This window comes from Maritimibacter sp. (assembly GCF_016774595.1).
Classification (GTDB): domain Bacteria; phylum Pseudomonadota; class Alphaproteobacteria; order Rhodobacterales; family Rhodobacteraceae; genus Maritimibacter; species Maritimibacter alkaliphilus.
In genome coordinates this window covers 1,344,509-1,361,262 of the sequence record NZ_JACBWT010000002.1, presented here as the reverse complement: position 1 = coordinate 1,361,262, position 16,754 = coordinate 1,344,509, and the positions used below count along the sequence as shown (strand labels likewise).

Genomic DNA, 16,754 nt, shown 5'->3' with positions numbered 1-16,754 from the left:
CTCCAGCAATACGGCCCATTGCTTCAGGCAATGAGGGCGTACGGTTGGCGAGTCAGTTGATCCGATAGGCGGCCAGCACCCGCCCCGGCCCCGGTTCTTGCAGGATCAGCGCCATCGGCCCATCCCCCGCCATCGCGGTATCGAGTTCAAGCGTTTCGCGGCCGTCCCAGGTCGCGACGCGTTCCCAATCCGTCACGATGTTCGTGTAGGCGATGGTTTCACCGGCGTTTTCACCATGCTTGATGTCGACGGTTTCTGACGGGTTGAAGCGCACGATATCGACGTTGATCTTCGTGGGCAGCGTCGTGCCGTCTTTGACGAGGCATTTGATCCGCATCTTGCCGTCGACGATCTCGGCCCGGACCTCGACATCCGCAAGCGTCGCCTCATGGGCCTTCATGTAATCGGCGACACGCATCGGTTTGTAGCCGACCACGTGATCAGTGCCGCCCACGACCATCTGCGGCGTATAGATCGTCGAGGCGCCCGCGACATGGGCATAGGCCTTTTGCCGTGCCGTATGTTCGGGCCGGGCGAACTTGTCCTTCCACCCGATGTAGTCCCAGTAATCCACGTGAAGCGCGAGCGGCAGAACATCGTCGCGCACCGCAAGCTCGGCCAGAAGGGCGTCGGCGGGCGGACAGGAGTTGCACCCTTGCGAGGTGAAAAGTTCGATCAGAACAAGCGGTTTCTCGTCTGCATATCCAGCGCCACCCGTAAGCGCCGCGGCTGCAACGAGCCCTGCCCCGATCCAAGATTTCATCACGCGCTCTCCGTCTGTCCGTGCAAAGCGTGATAGACCACCCCCCTCTCACCCGCCAATCAAGGTTTTGAGAGTGTCCTGCAACGTGGCAGATGTGCCATGTCCGCAGGCAGACACCCCGCGCCTCCCGACGTGTGTGCAATGGTATACAAAAACTGCCTCTCAAACCCTTGCAGGAATCCCTCTACAGTCTCACATGGAGAGTAAACGTTAACCGGATGTCCCCGTTCGAGGGGCACCGCGTGGTCCAGCGAGAGGAGCCAGACATGCCCATCGAAGTCGGCAAAGACACATCCAAAACGCGCAAGACACTGTCGGCAGGCGGATCGACCGTCGCCTATTATTCCATTCCCGCTGCCGAAGAGGCCGGGCTTGGCACGTTTTCCAAGCTCCCCGCCTCGCTCAAGGTGGTTCTGGAAAACATGCTCCGCTTCGAAGACGGCGGGCGCACGGTGTCGACCGACGACATCAAGGCCTTCTCGGAATGGGCCGACAAGGGCGGGCAGAACCCCCGCGAGATCGCATACCGACCGGCCCGTGTGCTGATGCAGGATTTCACCGGCGTCCCGGCGGTCGTGGACCTCGCCGCCATGCGCGACGGGATCAAGGCGCTTGGGGGGGATGCGGAAAAGATCAACCCGCTGGTGCCCGTCGACCTCGTCATCGACCACTCGGTGATGATCGACGAATTCGGCAACCCGCGCGCCTTCCAGATGAACGTGGACCGTGAATACGAGCGGAACATGGAGCGGTATCAGTTTCTCAAATGGGGTCAGACCGCGTTCGAGAATTTCCGCGTGGTCCCGCCGGGCACCGGCATCTGCCATCAGGTGAACCTCGAATACCTCGCCCAGACTGTCTGGACAGACAAGGACCAGAACGGCGAAGAGGTCGCCTACCCGGATACGCTTGTCGGCACCGACAGCCACACCACCATGATCAACGGCGTCGCCGTGCTCGGCTGGGGCGTCGGTGGGATCGAGGCCGAGGCGGCCATGCTGGGCCAGCCGATCTCGATGCTCATCCCCGAAGTCGTGGGCTTCAAACTCACCGGCGCGATGGTCGAGGGCACGACCGGCACCGACCTGGTGCTCAAAGTCGTGGAAATGCTGCGCAAGCACGGCGTCGTGGGCAAGTTCGTCGAATTCTACGGCGACGGGCTCGACAACCTGCCGCTGGCACAACGCGCGACCATCGCCAACATGGCCCCCGAATACGGCGCGACCTGCGGCTTCTTCCCCATCGACGGCGAAACCCTGCGCTATCTGGAACAGACCGGGCGCGACAAGGACCGGATCGAACTTGTCGAGGCCTATGCCAAGGAAAACGGGTTGTGGCGCGATGCGGATTACGATCCGGTCTATACCTCGACCCTGCATCTGGACATGGGCGACATCGTTCCGGCGATCTCCGGCCCGAAACGCCCGCAGGATTACGTGGCGCTGGATCAGGCCGCCGGTGCCTTCGACAACGTCGTTGCGGATTACCGGGGCGTGGATATGTCCGACGACGCGCAGGACATGGCCGCCGAAGGCCCCATCGCGACCAAGCCCGCCGTCTATGCCAAGTCGGGCAAGGTCGAAGGCGAGGAGTATGAACTCAAGGACGGCAGCGTCGTGATCGCCTCGATCACCTCCTGCACCAACACGTCGAACCCCTATGTGATGATCGGCGCGGGCCTAGTCGCACGCAAGGCCAACGAGCTGGGCCTGAACCGCAAACCCTGGGTCAAGACCTCGCTCGCCCCCGGGTCGCAGGTCGTGACCGAGTATCTCGAAGCCGCCGGGCTTCAGGACGACCTCGACGCCATCGGCTTCGACCTCGTGGGTTACGGCTGCACCACCTGCATCGGCAACTCCGGCCCGCTCCAGCCCGAGATTTCCAAGTCGATCGCGGACAACGACCTGATCGCCGTCTCGGTGCTGTCGGGCAACCGCAACTTCGAGGGCCGGATCAGCCCGGACGTGCGCGCCAACTACCTCGCCTCGCCCCCGCTCGTGGTGGCCTATGCGCTGGCCGGCGACATGAACATCGACATGGCCAACGACCCAATCGCGCAGACGCCGGACGGCAAGGATGTCTACCTCAAGGATCTGTGGCCCAGCGACGCCGAGATCGCCGAACTGGTCGAAAAGGTCGTCACCCGCGAGGCGTTTCAGGAAAAATACGCCGACGTCTTCAAGGGCGACGAGAAATGGCAGGCGGTCGAGGTGTCGGGCGGCGAAACCTATGACTGGCCGCCGCAGTCCACCTACATCCAGAACCCGCCCTATTTCCAAGGCATGTCCAAAGACCCCGGCACCATCGCCGACATCAAGGACGCCCGCGTTCTGGCGCTTCTGGGCGACATGATTACGACCGACCACATCTCGCCCGCCGGGTCGTTCAAGGCGGAGTCGCCCGCCGGCAAGTATCTGACCGAACGGCAGGTCGCGCCGCGTGACTTCAACAGCTACGGCTCGCGCCGGGGCAACCACGAGGTCATGATGCGCGGCACCTTCGCCAACATCCGCATCAAGAACGAGATGCTGGATGGCGTCGAAGGCGGCTACACCAAGGGCCCGGACGGCGAACAGACGTCGATCTACGACGCGTCGATGGCTTATCAGGAGGACGGCACGCCCCTCGTCGTCGTCGGTGGCATCGAATATGGCGCGGGCTCGTCGCGCGACTGGGCGGCCAAGGGCACGAACCTGTTGGGCGTGAAGGCGGTGATCGCGGAAAGCTTCGAGCGCATCCACCGCTCGAACCTCGTCGGTATGGGCGTCGTTCCGTTCGAGTTCACGGGCGGCGACACGCGCAAGACGCTGAACCTGACCGGGGAAGAGACCTTCACCATCACCGGGTTGTCGGAGGATCTGAAGCCTCTTGCGGTGCTGCCCTGCACGATCACCTACCCGGACGGCACGACCAAGGACATCGAGCTGAAATGCCGGATCGATACCGAGGTCGAGATCGATTACGTGGCCAACGGCGGCGTGCTGCACTACGTGCTGCGCAACCTCGCCAAGAGCTGACAACCGCTTGAATCGACTGGAAAGCCCCGGGTTCGCACCCGGGGCTTTTTCGCGTCGGGGGCTATTCGCCCAGCATCCAGTCCCCGTCCGGGTAAAAGGCGTGGAAGGCGAAGGCGAACATCAGGTCGTGGGGCAGATCGTGGCCCGCCGCATCGCGCACCCGGATCGCTCCGACCGGCGCGGCCTCGCCCATCACCGCGGCGCCGAGCGCCGAGGCCTGCTCATGCTCCCACGTCAGGGTCACCCCGGCTTCGGTGATCGTGCCCGCCTCGGCCAGCCGTGCCATCGGCCAGGCCCGCTCGCCGACCCGCACCACGCGGGCGAGCGCCGGAATGTCATGCGGCGGCATCTCGCCAGTGAAGAACGGATAGGGTCGCGCCCTGTCGTCATAGCCCGCATAGGGGTTCTGGCCATAGGGGCGGCGGTGGTCCGGCTCGCCCATGACCAGCCCGTCCGGGTTACGCGCGGCGAAGACCGACCAAGCCTCCATCCATGACGGCAGAGGCGTCAGGTCGTCGCCCGCATAGTCGCCGACGATCCCCTGACCCAGCGCCTGCTGCCACCAGCTTTCGGTTTCGCGGTCATACATAATCATGTCGCTGTTTCTGAGCTTGCCCGACACGCCGAAGGTCAGCACGCGGCCATCATGCCGCCGGTCGAAGGTCAGCGCAGAATTGCATAACGGGCAAAAGGTCACCGCGACCGGCACGTCGCCCACGGTATCGTTCACGATCTCATGCCAGATGAGGTAACGGATCGGATAGGCACGCGGGGTTTCCCCGTCGAGCTCCAGCGCGATGATCGGCTCCCGCTCCGGCAAGGATGCGTCCGCCACGCCGATCATGTCGGGGTCGCTCAGAGCAGGGATACCGTCGCGCGGCGGCCCGCCCGACAGCACTTCGGTCCAGCTTTCGATGGTGCGGTTCGAGAAGTCGGTGTGCGGAAATTCGTTTTTCCAGAACTTCGGGTCGGCAAGCGCCAGACCGGGAAGGACGATCAGGAACAGGATCAGGCGTGTCATGGGATCAGCATGGCATCGCCGGGGTCACCTGTCACGCGGCGGCGTAGGTCTCGTCGCTCATCGGGACGAGGTCGATGTCCCCGGCGCCGATCCCCGCATCGCCGTCGAGTTCCGCCACCGCCGCGCCGTCCAACGCGATGGTCGTCTGGTCGAAGTCCGGGTCGTAAGTCACTGAAACCACAGGCTCCACCGGCTCCCCCGTTTCGGGGTCGAAGCTCGGCATGTATTCGATTCGGACCATTTCGGCCTCCGCATCGAAGTCGTCCCAATGCGGCACTTCGGCCTCGGGATCGGTCAGGTCGTAGACCGCGATCGGTGCGGTCATCCTTGCCTCCTCGGCCGCTTCGTAAAGCGAATCCTCCGCCGTCGCGGCCACGTCGCCGAAGATGTTGTCGTCATCGAACCCCGTGTCGTCCGCCTGCACGAGATCGGGCGCGGCAGCCTCCTCCGAGGCTTCGGCCTGGGCCAAAGCGGTGTCCGCGGCGTCATCGTCTCGCCCGGAGACGAGGTTTTCGTGTTCTTCGTCGAGGAAGAAGGCGAGTGTCGATTGGTATTCGTTCTGGATCGGGTTGACCTGTTCCGCCTCGGCCTTGTGTGCGTCGGCCTCTTGCGGCGTCGCCCCGTCCTCGGATTTGCCTCCGAAAAGGCCGCTGAAATCCACAAGCCCCGAGACGCCCACCACGACGGCGGCGCCCAACCCGTAGAAAATCACATCACTCAACTGCATCGATCCGTCCTTTGTGGCGGTTTCCGACACAATTCACGCGGATCGGGGGGTTTTTATGATCTTTTGAGGGTATTTCGAGGCAATTTCACCAAAACGCACGAAAACGCTTTGTTTACCGGGTATGGATTACCATAGTGCCTGTCGACCTGGGGAGGCACACATGATTTCGACGCTCAAACGATACCGGACTCCGGCCTTGGAATGGCTATTGTTCCTCGGCTTCATTCTGATGCTGGCCGGGGCGTGACGGCCCGCGCAAGGGCGGGCCACCACGATCATTTCACGACATCCACGTTGGTCATGACATCCGGCTGACCGATGACGGCGCCGTTCGGCCCTTCGCCGCGCTTGATGTCCATGACCACGTCCATGCCTTCGATCACCCGTCCGACGACGGTGTATTCGCCGTCGAGGAACGGGGCTTCGTCGAACATGATGAAGAACTGGCTGTTGCCGCTGTCCGGGTTCGACGACCGCGCCATGCCGACGACACCGCGCACGAACGGCTCGTTCGAGAATTCGGCGGGCAGATCGGGATAATCCGATCCGCCGATGCCCGCGCGGCTCATGTCACCGCCTTCGAGGCCAAAGGCCACGTCGCCGGTCTGCGCCATGAAGCCGTCGATCACACGGTGAAAGACCACGCCGTCATAGGCCCCCTCGTCGGCCAGACGGGTGATCCGCTCGGCGTGCTGCGGGGCGAGGTTGTCGAACAGTTCGATCAGCACCTTCCCGTTCGCTTCGCCCGCGACGGTGATCTCGATCTGCGGACCGCCTGCCTGACCGGGCGCATCGTTCACGACCGCCGGGTCCGACCCCGGCACGGTCGCGAAGTAGTACCAGACGACCAGCCCGACCCCCGCAAGAAACAGGAGCCAGGCGACCAACGTGGCCTTACGCATCGGCGGCGACCTTGACGGAAATCATCTTGTCCGGGTTCGCAGGCGGCTCGCCCCGCGTGATCGCATCGACATGCTCCATGCCTTCGATGACCTGACCGTAGACCGTGTATTGCCCGTTCAGGAAATCGTTGTCCTTGAAGTTGATGAAGAACTGGCTGTTCGCGCTGTTCGGGTTCTGGGTGCGGGCCGCACCGATGGAGCCACGCGCGTGCGGGATCTTCGAGAATTCGGCCGGCAGGTCCGGCAGGTCCGAACCGCCCGTGCCCGCGCGGCGGACGTTGCCGCCATCGGCCTGACCGTGCTCGACATCGCCGGTCTGCGCCATGAAGCCCTCGATCACGCGGTGGAACACGACGCCGTCGTATTTCCCGGCCCGCGCCAGCTCTTTCATCCGCTCGACATGCTTGGGGGCCACGTCGGGCAGCAGTTCGATCACGACGGTCCCATCCTTCAGTTCCATGAGGATGGTGTTCTCGGGGTCCTTGATATCGGCCATCTGGCGCTCCTTTGACTGTTTGGCGGGGAAACTAGGCGCCGCCCCCCGCCCCCGCAAGAGCGGAAATCCCGGGCGGGCCAGCGGCAAATCGCCATTGAATTCCCGAACACGAGCGTGTTTGTGGAGTTGAGGCACGAAGGAGAGACCGATGAGCTGGAAGACACTCGACGACATGGACCTTGACGGCAAGACCGTGCTGGTCCGCGTGGACATCAACGTGCCGCTCGACGATCAGGGCAACGTCACCGACGCGACCCGGATCGAACGTATCGTGCCGACCGTGAAGGACATTCTCGACAAGGGCGGCAAGCCCGTGCTCATGGCCCATTTCGGGCGGCCCAAGGGCAAGGTGGTGCCCGAGATGTCGCTGAAACCGCTGGTGCCCGCGCTCTCCGCCGCCTTCGACGCCCCGGTGAAATTCGCGGACAACTGCATCGGCGGACCCGCCAAGATCGCCGTGTCGAAGCTGGAGCCGGGCGAAGTGCTGCTGCTCGAAAACACGCGCTTCCACCCGGAAGAGACCGACAACGAAGCCTCGTTCGCCGCCGCACTGGCCGCGCTTGGCGAGGTCTATGTCAACGACGCCTTCTCGGCCTCGCACCGCGCCCATGCCTCGACCGAAGGCGTGGCCCGGATCATGACGAACTGCGCCGGACGGCTGATGGAAGCCGAGCTCAAGGCGCTCGAAGCCGCACTATCGAACCCGGTGCGCCCGGTGGTCGCGGTGGTCGGCGGCGCCAAGGTGTCAACCAAGCTGGAACTGCTCGGCAACCTCGTGGAAAAGGTCGACAACCTCGTGATCGGGGGCGGCATGGCGAATACCTTCCTCGCCGCTCAAGGCATCGACGTGGGCAAATCGCTGTGCGAGCACGACATGGCCGACACGGCGCGCGAGATCATGGAAAAGGCCGACGAGGCGGGGTGCAAGATCATCCTGCCGACGGATGTGGTCGTGGCCCGCGAATTCAAAGCGGGGGCCGAGAACGAAACCGTCGCGGCCGACGCATGCCCGTCCGACGCCATGATCCTCGATGCCGGTCCCGACACGGTCGACACCATCGCAAAGGCGTTCGAGAACGCCTCGACCCTGATCTGGAACGGCCCGCTCGGCGCGTTCGAGATCGAGCCGTTCGACGCCGCTACCAACGCCGCCGCGCAGAAAGCGGGCGCGTTGTCGAAAGAGGGTCGCCTGACCTCGGTCGCGGGCGGTGGCGATACGGTGGCCGCGCTGAACAAGGCGGGCGTGGCCGATGATTTCACCTACATCTCCACCGCTGGCGGGGCATTCCTCGAATGGATGGAGGGCAAGACCCTGCCCGGCGTCGCCGCGCTCGAGGGCTGAACGGTGGGCTGGGCGCTCATCACCGGCGCGTCCTCGGGCCTTGGCCTCGAGTTCGCCAAGCTCGCCGCCGCCGATGGCTGGAACCTCGTGATTTCGGCCCGTCGCGAAGACGAGTTGCGCGCGCTCGCCGACACCCTTCCGACCGAAGTGGTGGTGGTGACGGCCGATCTGGCCGAACCCGGCGCCGCCGACAGGCTCTGGCAGGCTGCGAACGACGGGCGTTCCATCGACCTCTTGGTGAACAACGCGGGCTTCGGCGTGCATGGGCGTTTCGCCACCTGCGGCGACGATCGCGAACGCGGATCGGTGACCGTGAACATGGTCGCCGTCACCGAGCTGATGCAGAACGCCCTCAAACAGTTCCGCGCGACGGGCACGAAAGGCAAGGTTCTGAACGTCGCCTCGCTCGCCGGCTACATGCCCTCGCCCAACATGGCGATCTATCACGCGACGAAATCCTACGTCCTGACCCTGTCCGAAGCGGCGCACTACGAATGCAAACGCGACGGCATCACCGTCACCGCGCTCTGCCCCGGCCCGTCCAAGACCAACTTCTTCGGCGCGGCGGGCATCGACAGCGCGTGGCTCACCAGTTTCCTGCCGATGCTCGCCCCCGATGTGATCGCCCGCGCCGGCTGGCGTGCCCTCGAGGCCGGGAAGCGGGTCGAGGTGCCCGGCTTCGTCACCAAGCTCGTCGTGCTGTCGGCCAAGATCACGCCCCGCGGTCTACTGGCCCGCATGAACGGTTTTTTCTGGTCCGGTCGCGGCTGACCCGCGCAATCGCGATGCGTTAGCGCGACCAGAATTGCGCAGCGCCGCGCGACACCTTACCAAGTGGCGGACACGCGACCACGGAGGGAATTGAGATGTCGGATTCGAAACAACGCGAGCAGATGACAAGCGGCAAGGGCTTCATCGCCGCGCTCGACCAATCCGGCGGTTCGACCCCCAAGGCGCTGCGCCTCTACGGCGTCGATGAAAGCGCCTATTCGTCCGAGGACGAGATGTTCGACCTGATCCACGGGATGCGCGCCCGCATCGCACAGGCCCCGGCTTTCACGGGTGAAAAGGTGATCGGCGCGATCCTGTTCGAGATGACGATGGACCGCGAGATCGGCGGCAAACCCTCGGCCCGGTTCCTCTGGGAAGAGCGCGGCGTGGTCCCGTTCCTCAAGGTGGACAAGGGGCTCGAGGCCGAGGCGAACGGCGTGCAGCTCATGAAACCCATGCCGGACCTCGACGCGCTGCTCGACCGTGCGGTCGCCGCCGGGATTTTCGGCACCAAGATGCGCTCGGTCGTCTCGGCAGCCAACCGCGAAGGGATCGCGGCCATCGTCGATCAGCAGTTCGAGGTGGGCAAACAGATCCTCACCAAGGGTCTGGTCCCGATCCTCGAACCCGAGGTGACTATCTCGATCGACGACAAGGCCGAGGCTGAGGACATCCTCCTCGAAGAGATCACCAAACACTTGGACGCGCTGGACGAGGGGCAGGAGATCATGCTGAAACTCTCGCTTCCGACCAAGGCAAACCAGTATGCCAGCCTCATCGCCCACCCCCGCGTGATCCGCGTCGTGGCGCTGTCGGGCGGCTATGCGCGCGACGAGGCGAACGCGCTGCTCGCCAAGAACGAGGGCATGATCGCCAGCTTCTCGCGCGCCCTGACCGAGGGGCTTTCGGCCCAGCAATCCGACGACGAATTCAACGCGACCATCGGCGAGGCCATCGACGGCATCTATCGGGCCTCGATCACCTGATTGCCGCCCCCACGTCTGAAACGGGCCGTCCGACCGGGCGGCCCGTTCTCGTTTGGCGGTGGCCCGCTTCATGTTACCCTTCCATCACAACACCTGGACATTTTGGGAGGAAACCATGTTCACAAGATCCATTGCCGCAGCCATCGCCCTTGGATTGGCCATCGCCAGCCCCGCCGCCGCACAGATGATGGCGCCCGAGGGGGCCGGGGTCTATTTCGTCAACCTGTCGGACGGCGACACCGTGTCGTCCCCGGTCAAGGTCGTCTTCGGCCTGACCGGCATGGGCGTGGCCCCGGCGGGCACCGAAAAGGAAAACACCGGCCACCACCACATCCTGATCGACCGCCCACCGCTGGGGGAAGGCGAAGAGGGCGAATTGACCTATGGCCTGCCCGCCGACGACAACCACAAGCACTTCGGCGGCGGCCAGACCGAAACCATGCTGGAACTCGCCCCGGGCGAACACACGCTGCAACTCGTGCTGGGCGACATGAACCACGTGCCGTTCGATCCGCCGGTCGCCTCGGACGTAATCACGATCACCGTGGAATAAAATCTGGCGCGCGGGTCTGTCCGGTCAGATCCGCGCGATCAAGGCGGCCGTGTCCAGACCGCTGACCGCGCCCGGCACCATGCCGCGCGCGCCGTCCACCTTGGTCGCGATCCAGCCGTCGGAAACCGCCGCGTTTCCGGCCCGCAGCAGGACCGAGGCGGCCAGCAGCACCGCAAGCCGTTCGGCAAACCACCGCGCCTCGCCCTCCTCCGGCAACGCAGGCCAGCGGTCGAAATGCGCCGCGAGCGCCGCGTCATAGCGACGGTCGGCGCCGGTCGCGGCCTCCAGTTCGGCCCGCAACGCCGCGCCGGCCATCGGCTCGCGCGCCAGCGTGCGGAGAATGTCGAGGCAGATCACATTCCCCGACCCTTCCCAGATCGAGTTGAGCGGCGCTTCGCGATACAGCATCGGCATCGGCGTCTCTTCGACATAGCCCATACCGCCAAGGCACTCCATCGCCTCGAGGATCACCGGACCGCACCGCTTGTTCGACAGGAACTTGGCCAGCGCCACGGAAATCCGCGCGAAGGCCCGATCCTCGGGCGCGTCACCGTCAAAAGCCCGTGCCGCCCGCATCCCGAGCGCCAGCGCCCCTTCCCACTCCAGCGCCAGATCGGCCAGAACCGACCGCATCAGCGGCTGATCGATCAGCCGCTTCTGAAACGCGGACCGGCCCTCGACCCAGTGTTTCGCCTCGACGAGCGCCGCCCGCATCAGCCCGGCGGGCGCCATGGCGGTGTCGAGACGGGTGTGATGCACCATCTCGATGATCGTCGCGACTCCGCGCCCGTCCTCGCCCAGCTTGTGCGCCAGCGCGCCGTGATACTCGATCTCGGACGAGGCATTGGCCCGGTTGCCCAGCTTCTCCTTCAACCGCTGGATCTGGATCGGGTTGCGCCCCTCGTCGGTCCAGCGCGGAACGAGGAAACAGGTGAGCCCGGCCTCGGTATAGGCCAGCGTCAGGAACCCGTCCGACATCGGCGCCGAACAGAACCACTTGTGTCCGGTGAGCCGCCACATCCCACCCGACGGTTCCGCCCGCGTCGTATTGGCCCGCACGTCCGAGCCGCCCTGCTTCTCGGTCATGGCCATGCCCATCGTGGCCGCGCGTTTCCGACCCACGGGGGCGATGGACGGGTCGTAATCGGTCCCGGTCAGCTTCGGCGCCCAGACCGCCTCCAGCGCCGGATCGGCGGCAAGCGCGGGCACGGCGGCATAGGTCATGGTCAAAGGGCAGCAAATCCCCGGCTCGACCTGACTGAGCATATAGACCATCGCGGCATGGGTCGCGTGCCCACCGGGCGCCCCGTCCCAAGCAAGGGCGGCATATCCGGCGGCCATGCCCGCCTGCATGACCTCGTGATACCCCGGATGAAAATGCACCTCGTCCAGCCGTCGCCCCGCCCGGTCGAAGAGCTTCAGCTCCGGCGGGTTCGCCCGCGCCGCCTCGCCCGCCGCACGCAGGGCCTCGGTCCCGAAAGATGCCCCGGCCGTGGCCGCCGCATCTTCGCGCCCGCCTGCCGCCAAGACGTGATCGCGCAGCGTGGCATCCGACGCCCAAAGGTCGCGCGCCGCCGGTGCCCCCGGCTGGTTCTCGACCTCATGGGTGGCGAGCGTGCTTCGTGGCTCCACCGTCATCGCAAGTCCTCCTCGCCCCCAGCCTAGCGCCCCGCCCCCGCACAGGAAAAGCCATCCCGTCGCGGCATCCGCCGAAAATCGCCCAACCGAATCATTGGGGATTCACAGAGCGAATCGCCTGTGTCATAAAGAGTTACAGCGCCCGGCAGAGGCGCATGAGGCAGACGTTCATACCGAGGGGTTTCCCTTGCGCGGTCCACGCAGACAATCCGGCTTCGGCGGCGTGCTCTATCTTCTGGGGCTGATTTCCGCTGGCACCTATTTCACCTTCGCGTCCGTGCAGGGGGATTACGGGCTGTTTCGTCGCGTGCGTATCGACGCCGAGGCGCAGACGCTCGCGAAAGAGCGCGACCGCCTCGCCGCCGAAATCGCGACGCTCGAAAACAAGACCCGCCGCATCTCGGACGATTTCCTCGATCTCGACCTGCTCGACCAGCAAGCCCGCGACGTTTTGGGCCTCGTGCGCGCGGACGAGGTCGTGCTGCGCTAAGACCTTCTTCGTTTCAGGAAACCTCGGGGTGGACGTGTTTGCCTGCAAACGCGTCCGAAGGGGCAGCGCCCCTTTCCGCTTGGCCGCGCCCTGCGCGGACAAGCTTGACATGCGCGGCGCAAGCCGCACGATTTGACAACCTCCACGACGCCTCCATACTCGTGCGCATCGACGATGTGACGCACCGTCAAATCGATACTCGCAATCTTCGCCAGAATGGTTTATGAGATAGTTTAACACTAAACTATCTTTAGGACCGCGGAGGATAACGCCCATGGCGACCGCCAAAAGCGCCAAGAAATCAAACACATCCAAGGAAGAATTGCTTGAGCACTACCGCGAGATGCTGCTCATCCGCCGATTCGAAGAAAAGGCAGGCCAGCTTTACGGCATGGGTCTGATCGGGGGCTTCTGCCACCTCTACATCGGGCAGGAAGCCGTGGTCGTCGGGCTCGAAGCCGCCGCCGAAGAGGGCGACAAGCGCGTCACCTCCTACCGCGATCACGGTCACATGCTGGCCTGTGGGATGGACCCCAAGGGCGTCATGGCCGAGCTGACGGGCCGCGAAGGCGGGTATTCCAAGGGCAAGGGCGGCTCGATGCACATGTTCTCGACCGAAAAGCATTTCTACGGCGGCCACGGCATCGTCGGCGCGCAGGTGCCGATCGGCGCGGGCCTCGCCTTCGCAGACAAATACCTCGGCAACGACCGCGTGACCTTCACCTATTTCGGGGATGGCGCCGCCAACCAGGGCCAGGTCGCCGAGACCTATAACATGGCAGAACTCTGGGACCTCCCGGTGATCTTCGTGATCGAGAACAACCAGTACGCCATGGGCACCTCGATGAAGCGCGCGACCAAGTCGCCGTCGCTGTGGGAACGCGGCGCGGCCTACGGGATCGAAGGCGAAGAGGTCGACGGGATGGACGTGCTCGCGGTCAAGGCCGCCGGGGAAAAGGCCATCGCGCACTGCCGCGCGGGCAAGGGCCCCTACATCCTCGAGATGAAGACCTACCGCTACCGCGGCCACTCCATGTCGGACCCGGCGAAATACCGGACCCGCGAAGAGGTGCAGAAGATGCGCGACGAGAAGGACCCGATCGAACACGTCCGCGACCTGCTGATCCAGGGCAAGCACGCCTCGGAAGACGACCTCAAGGCGGTCGACAAAGAGATCAAACAGATCGTCAACGACGCGGCCGACTTCGCCCGCGAAAGCCCGGAGCCGGCGCTCGACGAGCTCTGGACCGACATTTACGCATAAGACCGAGGGACGGAGACTAAAGACATGGCAACCGAAATTCTCATGCCGGCCCTCAGCCCCACGATGGAAGAGGGCACGCTGGCGAAATGGCTCGTCAAGGAAGGCGACGAAGTCAAATCCGGCGACATTCTGGCCGAGATCGAAACCGACAAGGCGACGATGGAATTCGAAGCGGTGGACGAAGGCACCGTCGGCAAGATCCTGATCGAAGCCGGGACCGAAGGCGTCAAGGTGAACACCCCCATCGCCGTGCTGGTGGAAGACGGCGAAAGCGCCGACGACATCGACACCGGGTCGAACAAGGCCGCCGCCGAGGCGGATGCGCCGTCGTCCTCCGGCGACGCGCTCGACGACACCGACACCGCCAAACCGATGTCGACCCAGCCGGGCGCATCCGTGCCCGAGCCGGAGCCGGTCGAAGACCCCGAAGTGCCCGAAGGCACCACCTTCAAGACCCAGACGGTCCGCGAAGCCCTGCGCGACGCGATGGCCGAGGAAATGCGCGCCGACGAGGCCGTATTCGTCATGGGCGAGGAAGTGGCCGAGTATCAGGGTGCCTACAAAGTGACCCAAGGCCTTCTGGACGAATTCGGCGAGCGCCGCGTGATCGACACCCCGATCACCGAGCATGGTTTCGCCGGGCTCGCCACCGGGGCCGCGATGGGCACCCTGCGCCCGATCGTCGAGTTCATGACCTTCAACTTCGCGATGCAGGCGATCGACCACATCCTCAACACCGCCGCCAAGACGCGCTATATGTCCGGCGGCCAGATGAGCGTGCCGGTCGTGTTCCGTGGCCCCAACGGCGCCGCCGCCCGCGTGGCCGCCCAGCACAGTCAGGATTATGCGGCATGGTATGCCCAGATCCCCGGCCTGCACGTGGCGATGCCCTACTCCGCCGCCGACGCCAAGGGTCTGCTCAAGACCGCGATCCGGGGCGACACCCCGGTCGTCTTCCTCGAGAACGAACTGCTCTACGGCCAGTCGTTCGAAGTGCCGGAACTGGATGACTACGCCATCCCCTTCGGCAAGGCCCGCATCTGGCAGAAGGGCGACGACGTGACCATCGTTTCCTTCGGGATCGGCATGAAATACGCGCTTGAAGCCGCCGAGGTTCTGGCGGGCGAAGGCATTTCCGCCGAGGTCATCGACCTGCGCACCTTGCGCCCGATGGACACCAAGACCGTCATCGAAAGCGTCAAGAAGACGAACCGCTGCGTGACCGTCGAAGAGGGCTGGCCGACACCGTCGATCGGCAGCTACCTGTCCGCGACAATCATGAAGGAAGCCTTCGACTACCTCGACGCCCCGGTTCTGAACATGACCGGCAAGGACGTGCCCATGCCCTATGCCGCCAACCTCGAAAAACTGGCGCTGGTCACCACCGACGAGGTGGTCGAGGCGGTCAAGTCGGTCTGCTACAAGTAAGGAGAGAGCGCGATGCCTACGGAAATCCTGATGCCCGCCCTCTCGCCCACGATGGAAGAGGGCACGCTGGCCAAATGGCTGGTGAAAGAGGGCGACACCGTGTCGTCCGGTGACCTGCTGGCCGAGATCGAGACCGACAAGGCGACGATGGAATTCGAAGCCGTCGACGAAGGCGTGATCGGCAAGATCCTCGTCGAAGCGGGCAGCGAGGGCGTGAAGGTCAACACGCCCATCGCGGTTTTGCTGGAAGAGGGCGAAAGCGCCGACGACATCGGTGAGGCCTCATCCGGGGCCCCGGCCCCGTCTTCGGACAAGGCCGACGCGGCGCCGAAGGCGACCGAGGAGGCCGCCCCGGCCCCGAAATCCACCGGACCGATCCCCGCACCCAAAGACGACAAGGGCGGGCGCATCTTCGCCTCGCCGCTCGCCCGCCGGATCGCCAAGGATAAAGGGCTCGACCTCGGTCAGATCAAGGGCTCCGGTCCCAAGGGTCGGATCGTCAAGGCCGACGTGCTGGACGCCAAGCCCTCTGCCGCCCCGGCCAAGGACGACGCGAAACCCGCTGCGGCCCCGGCTGGCGGCGGCGGCGGCGCGATGCCTGCCGGGCCGTCCACCGATGCCGTGCTCAAGATGTACGACGGGCGCGAGTTCGAAGAGGTCAAGTTGGACGGGATGCGCAAGACCATCGCCGCGCGGCTTACCGAAGCCAAGCAGACGATCCCGCACTTCTACCTGCGGCGCGACATCAAGCTGGACGCTCTGATGAAGTTCCGCTCTCAGCTGAACAAGCAGCTCGAAGCGCGCGGCGTTAAGCTGTCGGTCAACGACTTCATCATCAAGGCCTCGGCGCTGGCGCTTCAGGCCGTGCCGGATGCCAATGCCGTCTGGGCGGGTGACCGGGTGCTGAAGCTGAAGCCCTCCGACGTGGCCGTGGCCGTCGCCATCGAGGGTGGGTTGTTCACGCCTGTGCTCAAAGACGCGGACATGAAGTCGCTTTCGGCCCTGTCGGCCGAGATGAAAGACCTCGCCGCCCGCGCCCGCGACCGCAAGCTTGCGCCCCATGAATATCAGGGCGGCAGCTTCGCGATCTCGAACCTTGGGATGTTCGGCATCGACAACTTCGACGCGGTCATCAACCCGCCGCACGGCGGGATCCTCGCGGTTGGGTCCGGGGTGAAGAAGCCCATCGTGAACGCCGAGGGCGAGATCGAGGTGGCCACGATCATGTCGGTGACCCTTAGCGTGGATCACCGGGTGATCGACGGGGCGCTGGGTGCCCAGCTTCTTGAGCAGATCGTCCAGAACCTCGAAAACCCGATGATGATGCTGGCCTGATCGGGCCATCTTGCCGGAAAT

15 protein-coding genes are annotated in these 16,754 nt (G+C 64.7%); 9 read left to right on the top strand and 6 right to left on the bottom strand.

Annotated features, from left to right (window positions below; translation table 11 throughout):
* Positions 1-52: 52 nt before the first annotated feature.
* Entirely contained in the window at positions 53-763 is a 711-nt protein-coding gene (locus HOY44_RS17825) for a DUF1223 domain-containing protein (RefSeq protein WP_008329322.1), read from the bottom strand.
* Positions 764-1,029: 266 nt separating this feature from the next.
* Between HOY44_RS17825 and acnA the strand changes: the two genes are divergently transcribed.
* Entirely contained in the window at positions 1,030-3,780 is a 2,751-nt protein-coding gene (gene acnA / locus HOY44_RS17820; protein ID WP_287436576.1) for an aconitate hydratase AcnA, read from the top strand.
* 61 nt (positions 3,781-3,841) lie between these two features.
* On the opposite strand, the gene HOY44_RS17815 is transcribed toward acnA, so the two are convergent.
* The 4 genes from HOY44_RS17815 to HOY44_RS17800 all read right to left on the bottom strand — a co-directional run bounded on the left by HOY44_RS17815 (position 3,842) and on the right by HOY44_RS17800 (position 6,926).
* Positions 3,842-4,801, bottom strand: a complete 960-nt coding sequence (locus HOY44_RS17815; RefSeq protein WP_287436574.1) for a DUF3179 domain-containing protein — start codon at positions 4,799-4,801, stop codon at positions 3,842-3,844.
* A 31-nt stretch (positions 4,802-4,832) separates the two neighbouring features.
* Positions 4,833-5,528, bottom strand: a complete 696-nt coding sequence (locus HOY44_RS17810; RefSeq protein WP_287436572.1) for a hypothetical protein — start codon at positions 5,526-5,528, stop codon at positions 4,833-4,835.
* Positions 5,529-5,803: 275 nt separating this feature from the next.
* A complete protein-coding gene (locus HOY44_RS17805) occupies positions 5,804-6,430 on the bottom strand; it encodes a peptidylprolyl isomerase (protein ID WP_008329327.1) in 627 nt (208 codons plus the stop codon).
* On the bottom strand, positions 6,423-6,926 hold the full coding sequence (locus tag HOY44_RS17800) for a peptidylprolyl isomerase (protein WP_008329333.1): 504 nt from the start codon (positions 6,924-6,926) through the stop codon (positions 6,423-6,425). Before HOY44_RS17800 ends, HOY44_RS17805 begins: the two co-directional genes overlap by 8 nt.
* A 148-nt stretch (positions 6,927-7,074) precedes the next feature.
* On the opposite strand from HOY44_RS17800, the gene HOY44_RS17795 reads away from it, so the two are divergent.
* The 4 genes from HOY44_RS17795 to HOY44_RS17780 all read left to right on the top strand — a co-directional run bounded on the left by HOY44_RS17795 (position 7,075) and on the right by HOY44_RS17780 (position 10,578).
* Positions 7,075-8,268 (top strand): phosphoglycerate kinase, encoded by a 1,194-nt coding sequence (locus tag HOY44_RS17795; protein WP_138424032.1) that lies wholly within the window; start codon positions 7,075-7,077, stop codon positions 8,266-8,268.
* Positions 8,269-8,271: 3 nt separating this feature from the next.
* Positions 8,272-9,039, top strand: coding sequence for an SDR family NAD(P)-dependent oxidoreductase (locus HOY44_RS17790; protein WP_138424033.1), 768 nt, complete (start codon positions 8,272-8,274; stop codon positions 9,037-9,039).
* Between the two features lie 95 nt (positions 9,040-9,134).
* A complete protein-coding gene (locus HOY44_RS17785) occupies positions 9,135-10,025 on the top strand; it encodes a fructose bisphosphate aldolase (protein WP_287436571.1) in 891 nt (296 codons plus the stop codon).
* A 115-nt stretch (positions 10,026-10,140) separates the two neighbouring features.
* Positions 10,141-10,578: a DUF4399 domain-containing protein gene (locus HOY44_RS17780; protein ID WP_287436570.1), complete on the top strand. Its 438-nt coding sequence runs from the start codon at positions 10,141-10,143 to the stop codon at positions 10,576-10,578.
* A 24-nt stretch (positions 10,579-10,602) separates the two neighbouring features.
* Here HOY44_RS17780 and HOY44_RS17775 read toward each other — a convergent pair whose 3' ends face one another.
* Positions 10,603-12,216 (bottom strand): acyl-CoA dehydrogenase family protein, encoded by a 1,614-nt coding sequence (locus tag HOY44_RS17775; RefSeq protein ID WP_287436569.1) that lies wholly within the window; start codon positions 12,214-12,216, stop codon positions 10,603-10,605.
* A gap of 223 nt (positions 12,217-12,439) precedes the next feature.
* Here HOY44_RS17775 and HOY44_RS17770 point away from each other — a divergent pair, with 223 nt between their 5' ends.
* The 4 genes from HOY44_RS17770 to HOY44_RS17755 all read left to right on the top strand — a co-directional run bounded on the left by HOY44_RS17770 (position 12,440) and on the right by HOY44_RS17755 (position 16,733).
* Positions 12,440-12,706, top strand: coding sequence for an FtsB family cell division protein (locus HOY44_RS17770; protein WP_138424037.1), 267 nt, complete (start codon positions 12,440-12,442; stop codon positions 12,704-12,706).
* A gap of 274 nt (positions 12,707-12,980) precedes the next feature.
* The gene (gene pdhA, locus HOY44_RS17765; RefSeq protein WP_008329342.1) at positions 12,981-13,970 is read left to right on the top strand and encodes a pyruvate dehydrogenase (acetyl-transferring) E1 component subunit alpha; all 990 of its coding nucleotides are present in this window, start codon (positions 12,981-12,983) and stop codon (positions 13,968-13,970) included.
* 24 nt (positions 13,971-13,994) lie between these two features.
* Positions 13,995-15,398: a pyruvate dehydrogenase complex E1 component subunit beta gene (locus HOY44_RS17760; RefSeq protein WP_287436567.1), complete on the top strand. Its 1,404-nt coding sequence runs from the start codon at positions 13,995-13,997 to the stop codon at positions 15,396-15,398.
* Between the two features lie 12 nt (positions 15,399-15,410).
* The gene (locus HOY44_RS17755; RefSeq protein WP_287436565.1) at positions 15,411-16,733 is read left to right on the top strand and encodes a pyruvate dehydrogenase complex dihydrolipoamide acetyltransferase; all 1,323 of its coding nucleotides are present in this window, start codon (positions 15,411-15,413) and stop codon (positions 16,731-16,733) included.
* Positions 16,734-16,754: the final 21 nt, after the last annotated feature.